This is a genomic window from Paenibacillus sp. Aloe-11, assembly GCF_000245715.1.
Taxonomy (GTDB): Bacteria; Bacillota; Bacilli; order Paenibacillales; family Paenibacillaceae; genus Paenibacillus; species Paenibacillus kribbensis.
This window is the reverse complement of sequence record NZ_JH601045.1, coordinates 90,864-100,600: the sequence shown is the minus strand read 5'-3', so window position 1 is coordinate 100,600 and position 9,737 is coordinate 90,864. Positions and strand designations below refer to the sequence as shown.

Annotated in this window: 11 protein-coding genes and 1 pseudogene; 3 read left to right on the top strand and 9 right to left on the bottom strand. The window is 48.7% G+C overall.

The annotated features are described in order from the left end of the window. The 7 genes from WG8_RS03805 to WG8_RS03775 all read right to left on the bottom strand — a co-directional run. Positions 1-608: lipoate--protein ligase family protein (locus tag WG8_RS03805; RefSeq protein ID WP_007428772.1), on the bottom strand; the 608-nt coding region annotated here is incomplete at its 3' end. 197 nt (positions 609-805) lie between these two features. Next, complete coding sequence (folE, locus tag WG8_RS03800; protein ID WP_007428771.1) at positions 806-1,399, bottom strand: GTP cyclohydrolase I FolE; 594 nt, start codon at positions 1,397-1,399, stop codon at positions 806-808. A 54-nt stretch (positions 1,400-1,453) separates the two neighbouring features. Further along, a complete protein-coding gene (locus tag WG8_RS03795) occupies positions 1,454-1,708 on the bottom strand; it encodes a YneF family protein (RefSeq protein ID WP_007428770.1) in 255 nt (84 codons plus the stop codon). A 107-nt stretch (positions 1,709-1,815) separates the two neighbouring features. Next, complete coding sequence (queG, locus tag WG8_RS03790) at positions 1,816-3,513, bottom strand: tRNA epoxyqueuosine(34) reductase QueG (protein ID WP_007428769.1); 1,698 nt, start codon at positions 3,511-3,513, stop codon at positions 1,816-1,818. Between the two features lie 102 nt (positions 3,514-3,615). Further along, on the bottom strand, positions 3,616-4,053 hold the full coding sequence (gene rnhA, locus WG8_RS03785; protein ID WP_007428768.1) for a ribonuclease HI: 438 nt from the start codon (positions 4,051-4,053) through the stop codon (positions 3,616-3,618). Between the two features lie 93 nt (positions 4,054-4,146). Next, the gene (gene lepB, locus WG8_RS03780) at positions 4,147-4,731 is read right to left on the bottom strand and encodes a signal peptidase I (protein ID WP_007428767.1); all 585 of its coding nucleotides are present in this window, start codon (positions 4,729-4,731) and stop codon (positions 4,147-4,149) included. A 129-nt stretch (positions 4,732-4,860) separates the two neighbouring features. After that, entirely contained in the window at positions 4,861-5,286 is a 426-nt protein-coding gene (locus WG8_RS03775; protein ID WP_007428766.1) for a GNAT family N-acetyltransferase, read from the bottom strand. A 524-nt stretch (positions 5,287-5,810) separates the two neighbouring features. Between WG8_RS03775 and WG8_RS03770 the strand changes: the two genes are divergently transcribed. Both WG8_RS03770 and WG8_RS03765 read left to right on the top strand, forming a co-directional pair. Continuing rightward, complete coding sequence (locus WG8_RS03770; RefSeq protein ID WP_007428765.1) at positions 5,811-6,425, top strand: superoxide dismutase; 615 nt, start codon at positions 5,811-5,813, stop codon at positions 6,423-6,425. Between the two features lie 146 nt (positions 6,426-6,571). Then, positions 6,572-7,069 carry a DinB family protein gene (locus WG8_RS03765; RefSeq protein WP_007428764.1) on the top strand — a complete coding sequence of 166 codons (498 nt, stop codon included), beginning with the start codon at positions 6,572-6,574 and terminating at the stop codon, positions 7,067-7,069. Positions 7,070-7,166: 97 nt separating this feature from the next. Here WG8_RS03765 and WG8_RS03760 read toward each other — a convergent pair whose 3' ends face one another. Continuing rightward, positions 7,167-8,045, bottom strand: coding sequence for a helix-turn-helix transcriptional regulator (locus tag WG8_RS03760; protein WP_007428763.1), 879 nt, complete (start codon positions 8,043-8,045; stop codon positions 7,167-7,169). Positions 8,046-8,207: 162 nt separating this feature from the next. Between WG8_RS03760 and yiaY the strand changes: the two genes are divergently transcribed. Beyond that, on the top strand, positions 8,208-9,362 hold the full coding sequence (gene yiaY / locus WG8_RS03755; protein WP_007428762.1) for an L-threonine dehydrogenase: 1,155 nt from the start codon (positions 8,208-8,210) through the stop codon (positions 9,360-9,362). A gap of 152 nt (positions 9,363-9,514) precedes the next feature. Here yiaY and WG8_RS27880 read toward each other — a convergent pair. Then, positions 9,515-9,737: pseudogene (locus tag WG8_RS27880) on the bottom strand (A/G-specific adenine glycosylase); the annotation flags it as partial.

Genomic DNA, 9,737 nt, shown 5'->3' with positions numbered 1-9,737 from the left:
GCCGCCGCATAAAACTGCTGCACCGCCTGGGCACGCTCTGCACCACTGCCCTCAATCATCACGAAAGCCGTGATGATATACGCCTTGGCTTGACGCCGCTGCGCAATGCCGCAAAACTTGCGGCCTCGGACGCTGACATCGTAATCACCGGGACAGAAGGACCCGGTGATTTCCCCGGTCTGCGCCTCGGCAGACCACGGGGCCAGCGCATCGGCAATCAGCCCCGCCATGAGCCGGAAATCCTCATTCAGGCTAATCGCCCGCTGCGGATTCGGCAGGATCAGGGACAGGTTCAGTACCCCCCTGTCCAGCATGACGGCTGCTCCGCCCGAGGGACGCACGCATACTGAGGTTCCGGCGCTGCGCACGCGCTCCATCGCCTGCGGCGCGTATGGAAGCCTGCGGTCCCGGTGACCGATGACCAGCGCAGACGGATGCCGCCACAGATGCAAAACAGGTGCAGCTCCCTTACCGACTTGCCGACAGGCCAGCTCCTCCCAGGCCAGCGGAGACAAGACGTCCATCCGGGTATCGGTCAGCGGCGCTTCATACCATTGCAAATCAGGCAAAGCCGTTGTTTTTTCTGCTGAGCTATGTACGTTCTCCATATGGTATCCCCTATCTTAAAATCACTGTTATGCATAGGCTAATCGTAAATGTTAAGGCAGCTATGCTGCGCTGTTGAATGTTGTATCCGTCCATCCGTCTATTCCTATGTTAGCAAAAAGGGGGCTAGCAAAAAAGGGTGGCTACGCCTATGCGTAAACCACCCTTTTTCATCACATAACCGTCAAGCCGTTTTCGATCATTCCTTGATCAGGGACAGGAATTCGGCGCGTTGTGCGGCATCATCACGGAACGAGCCGCGTACCGCAGACGTTACCGTTTTACTGCCAGGCTTTTTGACACCCCTTGCACACATACATAAGTGTTCGCCTTCCACGACCACCATAACTCCGTGAGGAGAAACCGCTTCATTCAGAATATCCGCGATCTGTGATGTAATCCGCTCCTGCACCTGCAATCGGCGGGTCACAGCCTCCACCAGACGGGCAAGCTTGCTCAATCCTACAATTTTGCCGCTAGGTACATAGCCGATATGCACTTTTCCGAAGAAAGGGGCCATATGGTGCTCACACTGGCTGTAATAGACGATGTCCTTCACAATCACAAGCTCCTCGTGATTCTCGTCGAATGTCACACCCAGCGCATCCTGGGGATCAACCTCATAACCCGCAAATATTTCCTCATACATGCGCGCTACGCGTGCCGGTGTTTCCAACAGTCCTTCACGCTTGGGGTCCTCACCGATCAGTTGTAAAATCTGCTCCACATGGTACTCGATTTTATCCCGGTTATCCGCAGCTTTGCGGTTAATATAATCTTTTACGCCAGCCACAGTAATCCTCCTCTATGCAGCAACCTCATGCGACATCCGTGCTCACGTTGCTCATTATTTCCGACGGCCCTGATTTTTACGCGCACCAGGCTGATTTTTGGAGAACTGCTGGTTCTTCATCATCTGCTGAGCCCTCTGCATTTGTTTTCCATTCAGGTTGTAACCCATCTGCTTGGCCATTTTTTGCAGCGTTTCAGGGTCGTTCTGCATCTTCTCAAGCTGTTTGCGAAGATAATAAGCACCGATGAAAAATCCCCCAACCAGACCAACAATCAGGGTAATAATCGGAATGACAATATTCCACACCACGAAGTCGTCACCTCTGTATATTTATATGAAACATCATGCATTACACACGAACCTATCATAGCAAAACATGGGACAGCTAGCAAATCACAATTTGCAAACATATGTCCTTATTCTTTCTCCAAATCCACCAGCTTCGTCTTGACCGGCAGGCCTCCGGCATAACCGACCAAACTTCCGTTTGCACCTGATACCCGGTGACATGGAATCAGGATGGGCAGCGGATTTTTGTTGATCGCATCGCCGACTGCACGTACGGCCTTGGCTCGCCCGATAGACTCCGCAATATCCTTGTAGGACACGCTCTGTCCATACGGAATATTTTGCAGTGCATGCCATACCTGCTCTTGGAAGGGAATCCCTCTCAAATCATAGGCTATACTGAATTCCCGTCGTTCTCCGGCAAAATATTCACGCAGTTGATCCGCGGCCTCGCGCAGTTTTTCCGGTTGCTGCACATAGACATATTCCCCGATCCACGTTCGGGCCCACTGCTGAAGCAGTGCCTCCTTCGCATAAAAAACGCCAAACTCTATTCGGCACAGCCCCCGATCCGTTGCGCATAGCGTCAAAGTGCCCACAGGTGTCTCCATTTCATCATAATAAATGGTGGTTGGACCCTGTTCTACTTGCTGTTGCTCCTCCAGTTTGGAATGCGCCTGTGCGATCATTTCGCGTACTTGCTCATGTTGTTCCTTCTCAGATGCTTGCTTGATCGCTGTCATAGCGTCTTCTCCTCCTATTCGGCTCAAAGCCCAAGCCGCCGTGCCCCGAAGCTCGGGGCGTGGATCATCCAGCAGAACCTCCGTCAGCTTGGGTACGGCACTGATATCCTTGAAATTGCCCAGCCCGATAATCGCATTGCGCTGAATCGGCTTTTTCCCTCGCCAGGCTGCCGCGCTTTGTCCAAACCGTTCCTTGAATTCACGATTGCTCAAATCCAGCAACGGCAGCAGCAGCGGCTTCACAATTTCGGGATCAGGTGCAAGCTCAGGATGATGATCCCAGTTGAGACCCCGATTTTTGGGACATACCATTTGGCAGGTATCACATCCGTACAGCCGATTCCCTATTTTTAGCATAAACTCTTCATCCAGAAAGCCTTTCGTTTGTGTCAAAAAGGACACACACCGCTGGGCATTCAGCTCCCCGGGTCCCACAAGCGCGCCCGTAGGACACGCATCCAGGCACTTGGTGCATTCCCCGCAGCCATCCGTGACTGGTTCATCTGGTTGAAAAGGAATGTTCGTCAGCAATTCGCCCAGATAAATCCATGATCCCAGCGTCGGTGAGATCATCATTGTGTTTTTGCCACTAAAGCCAATACCTGCGCGTTCCGCTACTGCTCGGTCCGACAGTTCCCCGGTATCCACCATGTTCTTCATTATCGCATCAGGCACCCGCTCACTTATAAAAGCCTCAAGCTTTTCCATCGCCTCGCGCAGCACAAGATGATAATCCTTCCCCCAGGCCGAACGTGCCATAATACCACGGTATTTGCCCTTGTCCGATTTCGGCGGATTCTTCATTTTGGCAGGATACGCCACCGCAATGGCAATCAGGGATGCAGGCTGTGAGCCATACAGCTCCGGATAAATCCGCTTGTCAATATCCGGCTCCTCAAAGCCGGATTCATAGCCTTTGGCCCGATGCTCTTCCAATATAGCTTTCAGAGACAGAAAGGGGTCGGCGGATGCGAACCCGATGGAGTCGATACCCAGCCCCGGAGCCGCCTCGATGATCTCCTGCTTGAGTGATGCCCAGGTCGAAGCGGTTCCGGCAGCCGCCCGAATTAGCTCGTGTTGCATCCGATACTCACCTCTCTTTCATTCCTTCGTACATAATCACCTATATGAGGAATTTGCAACAATCCCCTTATCTTAAATTTCAACAGAAAATAACAGCAGATGCTACCGTAAATTTTTAACAGCGCTGGTCGCTAGGAAATCACAGTGATTGTTCAGCTCGTTGTCACTGTGTCCCTTCACCTTTACATATTCAACCTCATGCTTGCCCATCAATGCCCACAATTCTTCCCACAGCTCTTTATTTTCAACAGGCTGATTTTTACTGTTGCGCCAGCCGTTACGGAGCCAATTCTTAATCCAGCCCTGCTTGAAGCAATTGACGACATAGGCAGAGTCACTGTGTACTTTGACATGGCATGGCTCCTTGAGCATTTTCAGCGCTTCGATCACGGACCTGATTTCCATGCGGTTATTTGTCGTCATTTTCTCGGCTCCCGACAGTTCCTTGCGATGCTCTCCATACAGTAAAACGACACCCCAACCCCCAGGGCCCGGATTTCCCGAACAAGCGCCATCGGTATATACCATCACTTCTTTCATATTCCTCTTCCTTTCCTGATACGTAACCGTCTGCTCCATCTTGATCCTGATCGGTTCACACGCGCTTACGCATTGATTTCAATTATCGTTCCTCTATAGCCACTTCCACTCGGATATCGGCCAAAATATAAACTCTGCACGCCCCAGCAAATCCTGAGCTTTAATGCTGCCAAAATAGCGACTGTCCTTGCTTGCAGCAGTATGGCGGTTATCTCCCATGACAAAAAAGTGACCCGGCTCCACCGTAAAAGGGCCGTAATCACCATCCTCCACCCTGGAGCTGGTGTAAGGCTCATTTAGCAGCTCACCGTTCACATACAATAGATTATGTTCAACCCGGATCACGTCCCCGGGAGTGCCTATCACTCTTTTCACTAAAAACCTCGGGCTGGTCGGCTTGGAGTCGGGATCTTTTAAAATCACGATGTCTCCTCTGCCCGGATCATGAAAATTGTAAACTAGCTTGTTAACGAACAGATGCTGGCTTTCCATGAGCGTCGGCTGCATCGAGTGTCCCCTGACTGTGGACAGATTAAACACGAACAGGTTCAGAAGCAGCAAGACAATCATCGCAATCAGAAGAGTGACCAGCCAATCGCGTATGTTACCAGAGCGACCTGCTTGTTTGGAAGTTCCCGGTGAAGGAACTGGGCCTGACGAAGGCGCCAAAGCGTCCATATTAATCCTCCTTAACCCTGCTATAAATAGAAAAGCATATCCCGTACCCGATTGCAACGGTTACTCAGATATGCTCTAAATGGAAGTATTAACCTCAAAGATATTCAATTCTCTTTATATCGATTGCCATTAATGCGGAGTCAAAATACTGAGTTTCTGAAAAGTTTGTAAAATCTGGCTCGCTCCGTAGCCCATCGCTTCATACAAAGGCATGGCCGCGCTGTTATGCTTGTCCCCGGCTACCAAAATACGGCTAACCTTACGCTGCTGAAAACGCTGCTCCATGGATTCCACAAGCGACTTGCCAATTCCCATCCGACGATGATCCGGGTGAACAGCAATACGATAATAACAACCATGATTCTGATCAATCGTGCCAATCAGGGCGCCAACGATCTCTCCCTCTTCTTCCGCAACGACGATCAAACCGGAATCCCACGAAAGCTGACGTGCAAAAGCGCCCACCGTCTCCTTGTAGCACTCCTCTGACAAGGCTATTTGCATGAGTTCCGTTACTGGATTCACATCACTTAATTGAAAGGAACGAACGTGCATAAGTTATATCTCCCTTTTCGTAAGCATAATTAAAAAATGAGACAGCACCGTCATTTTTACATAAATCCTTAAAGTTCTTAGCATGGCGTTAATCACGAGGCATTATGATAAAAATGCATACGATCTGCTATATATGAAATGAAGAACAGGAAAAGAAGGGTATGTACCCTCAAATCGTCAGGTCCGAAGACATGACAATGATATAGCAGACGACAAAAAAGCCGAAATTTCTGCTTCCTTGACCATTAAACCATACTTTTAATAGGAATACATCCCTTTTTCTCATGTAAGCGCTGTATATGAAGCGTTTACATTTTTGCATCTCATATTTTCCCTCTTATTACCTATATTTTGTGTATTCCAGTCGGGTTTTGGGCATGCTAGCTGCTAGGTCGTGATTCCCAGTTTGCTATTTTACAAACAAAAATGTTGATAAAATAGCCTGAATGCGGTTTAATATAACTGTAGAGGGTATTATTACATAGGAATACCTTACCCAACCATATAACCAGGAGGGATTTACTATGGCATTTCAATTACCAGAACTTCCTTACGCGAAAGACGCACTGGAGCCGCACATTGATGCGCTGACAGTAGAAATTCACCATGATCGTCACCATAACACATATGTTACAAACCTGAACGCAGCTCTGGAGAGCGCTCCTGAACTGCAAAGCAAAAGCCTGGAGGATCTGATCTCCAATCTGGACAGCGTTCCTGAAGGCATCCGCACTGCGGTTCGCAACAACGGTGGCGGACACCATAACCACAGCCTGTTCTGGGAAGTTATCGGTCCTAATGGCGGCGGACAACCAACGGGTGCCATTGCTGATGCAATCAATAACGAGCTGGGCGGCTATGACAAATTCAAAGAAGACTTCACTAAAGCAGCTACAACACGCTTTGGCAGCGGCTGGGCTTGGCTGGTTGTCGGCAAAGACAGCAAACTGGCGATCACTAGCACTCCTAACCAAGACAGCCCACTGTTCGAAGGTCTGACTCCAGTACTTGGACTGGACGTTTGGGAGCATGCTTACTACCTGAAATATCAAAACAAACGCCCAGATTACATTGCAGCATTCTACAATGTTATCAACTGGGATGAAGTGAACAAACGTTACGCGGCTGCAAAGAAATAAGCCAGTAACAAACATCACTACCCTATAATAATGGCTGTCTCCAAAGTAGAGTTTCTACGAGTGAGACAGCCTTTTCGATTTAATGGATGGATAAAAGAACTCCGACCATTAGCGACGCTTCTCAAATACAATGCTGGAGGTTATGGATGCAGACTTTTTTTCGTTACAACTGGATGGTGCGGGAACAATGGTACCGCTGGTGTGAAGAGGTGCCGCAGGAGGAACTGCTGAAAGAACGGGTTGGCGGTGTCGGCGGTATTTTGAAGACGCTTTTTCATATCGTCGATGTGGAATGGAGCTGGATTCAAACGATCCAGGGCAAGCCTGATTTTCAGGAGGACTTCTCTCACTATGCTACGCTGGATAAAGTCCGTGAGCTGGATGCGAGGTTTCGACTTGATGTCGAGCCGTTCGTGCTCACCTGGCATGAAGGGCTGGAACGAAAAGCGTATGAAGATCACCTCCCGGACGGCAGGATTGTGATCGATGCCTGGGGTGAAGTGATGCGCCATACCATCGCCCACCAAATTCATCATATCGGACAGTTGTCCGTATGGTCCCGTGAGCTCGGGAAGCCTCCGGTTTCGGCCAATCTGATCGGCAAAGGGCTGATTGAGATCGAGGGTCGTACCAATTCGCTTTAAAGATCGAAAGCAGAGAAAATGCATATCTATATGAAGGCAGGGCCGTCCCTCAGTAGTTTTAACACTATAGGACGACCCTGCCTTTATATTTTTCACATTATGAAAGGACTGCTTGCCGCTGCACACTCATCTGGTATTGTTTAGGTGTAATTCCGTATTTCTTCTTAAAAAGACCGATAAAATAGGAAACGCTCTCATAATTCAAATCAAAGGCGACCTCCGTTACGTTTCTGTGCTGGAGCCATTGCTTGGCGAGCTGCATTTTTTGATTCGTAATATAGTCAAGCGGAGTCAAGCCTGTTATTTTCTTAAACTGATTTGTAAAATTCGCATGTGACATGTTGTAGTTATCCGCCAAATCCTTCACATGCCTGATGCCGGGCAATTGTTCCTGAATGTCGCGAATCGCGCGGAACACTGGATGCCGGTCGTTCGTGAGCAAATTTTGTTCAAGCACCTGCATCTGTAGCAAATGATAGGCCATTTCCTGAGCGCTCAGATCAATCAGGAATTTTTTTCTTTCGGCAGGTTGTTCCATATACTGCTTGATCCGTTCCATGGAGGCTGTAAGTAAATTCGTCTTTTCGTTCAACTCACAGCGAACCACCGAATGAGCAGGAACACTTTCCGAAACCTGAAATTCCTCCTCTACCACACCCCTCAACCGTTCCATTAACTGATCGCTTAATTCAAACACCAGTGCCTTGGTATGTTCTTTGATTTTCATTTCAACGCTGGACTGTGGAGGAAGCAGGATAATTTCTTGAGCATCGTATTCAAAATGCTCTGCTTCATTAATTTTGACCTCTTTCCTTCCCTCCAGAATGGTGCACAGCTTAGGATATTCATATGAAGCATATTTTTCGTAATAGTTCTCCGGAAGATCATAATATAAAATCCGGATCAGATCGGTTTCATATCCATACTGCAGCTCACTATAACGATTAAAGTCTCCTAAAGTCTTGGCATGCTCCATCCATCTCACCCTTTTAAAAATCAAGATATTTTATAATAAAATTCGTTAGTTCCCCCCAATATGGAGCAGTATGATAAGGATATAAGGATGGTAATGAGATCCTTTAACTCCATCATTATACCTCGATTTAACTCAAAATAATATTAAAGGTGGATGCATACGATGACAGAAACTTCGAAATTCATGATGCCGAATATGAGTCTTATGGGCTCAGGCGCATTGGCGAATGCAGGTACGGAAATTGGCAAGCTGGGCTATAAAAATGCATTGATCGTAACCGATAAGCCTTTAGTTGATATTGGCATTGTGAAAAAGGTAATAAGTATGCTGGATGGTCAAAACGTTAAATCCGTCGTATACAGTGGTACACAGCCGAATCCCACCGTTGCAAATGTAAACGAGGGCCTGGAGTTGTTGATTCAATCCAAATGCGATTTCATTATTTCGCTTGGAGGCGGATCACCGCATGACTGTGCCAAGGGTATCGCACTTTTGGCTTCCAATGGCGGCCAAATTGGTGATTACGAAGGCGTGGATAAATCCACGAAGCCTTCCTTCCCTCTGATTGCCATTAATACAACGGCAGGAACAGCTAGCGAAATGACGATGTTTTGTATTATTACGGATGAAGAGCGCCATATCAAAATGGCGATTGTCGACAAGCACACGACACCGCTCATTGCTGTCAATGATCCTGATCTGATGATGGCTATGCCCAAGTCATTAACTGCTGCAACAGGGATGGATGCGCTTACTCATTCTATTGAAGCTTATGTATCCACCAATGCTACACCTATTACAGATGCGTGTGCGATCAAAGCAATCGAGCTGATTCGGGACAATCTGGCCAGAGCCGTCGATGACGGTAACGACGTAGAGGCTCGCAGCCAAATGGCCTACGCTGAATTTCTCGCAGGCATGGCGTTCAATAACGCCGGATTGGGCTTTGTTCACGCGATGGCACATCAACTTGGCGGCTTCTATAATCTGCCACACGGCGTTTGCAACGCCATTTTGCTGCCGCATGTAGAGCGCTATAACGCCAAGGTATCCGCCGAACGGCTCACCGATATCGCCCGTGCGCTCGGCGAGAATACGGACGGTGTTACACCGGAGCAAGGTGCCAACCTCGCTCTGCAGGCTATCGAGAAGCTGGCTAAACGTGTCAACATCCCGTCCGGTCTGGAAGAGCTCGGTGTCAAACGCGAAGATTTCACCGTACTCGCAGCGAACGCACTTAAAGATGCCTGCGGCGTAACCAATCCGGTTCAGCCTACGCAGCAAGAAGTCATCGCCATTTTTGAACAGGCCATGTAATCAAGGCCATGTAATCAAAGACTGTACAAAGATCTCAATTACGAACGATGAATAGCGATGGTCTATACATATCGTTATTCTTATGAGATGTCAGGCTGAACGAGAAAAGAACAAAAAAGCTGCCGGGATTTCTCCAGGCAGCTTTAAGGGACCTACACCAAGGTCCCTTTTTGCTTTGCATAATATTCGGTGATCAGATCGAGGAACACCTTGGGAAACGCCATGGTGTCCATATCCGCCTCGCTGATCCAGCGGTATCCCGCTGGCAGCCCTGAACGGGTCTGCACCCCCAGCTCTGCCAGCGCAATCAACGCATCCGGCTTTGCTCCGGTGCTGTAGTCTGCCCGCTGCTCGGCAGCCAGCGGTTGTCCGCCC

What these genes read in the sequence shown, in the direction of transcription:
- queG (WP_007428769.1), bottom strand. Translation starts at nt 3,513, where the DNA reads ATGCAACACGAGCTAATTCGGGCGGCTGCCGGAACCGCTTCGACCTGG.
- rnhA (WP_007428768.1), bottom strand. Translation starts at nt 4,053, where the DNA reads ATGAAAGAAGTGATGGTATATACCGATGGCGCTTGTTCGGGAAATCCG.
- lepB (WP_007428767.1), bottom strand. Translation starts at nt 4,731, where the DNA reads ATGGACGCTTTGGCGCCTTCGTCAGGCCCAGTTCCTTCACCGGGAACT.
- WG8_RS03775 (WP_007428766.1), bottom strand. Translation starts at nt 5,286, where the DNA reads ATGCACGTTCGTTCCTTTCAATTAAGTGATGTGAATCCAGTAACGGAA.
- WG8_RS03770 (WP_007428765.1), top strand. Translation starts at nt 5,811, where the DNA reads ATGGCATTTCAATTACCAGAACTTCCTTACGCGAAAGACGCACTGGAG.
- WG8_RS03765 (WP_007428764.1), top strand. Translation starts at nt 6,572, where the DNA reads ATGCAGACTTTTTTTCGTTACAACTGGATGGTGCGGGAACAATGGTAC.
- WG8_RS03760 (WP_007428763.1), bottom strand. Translation starts at nt 8,045, where the DNA reads ATGGAGCATGCCAAGACTTTAGGAGACTTTAATCGTTATAGTGAGCTG.
- yiaY (WP_007428762.1), top strand. Translation starts at nt 8,208, where the DNA reads ATGACAGAAACTTCGAAATTCATGATGCCGAATATGAGTCTTATGGGC.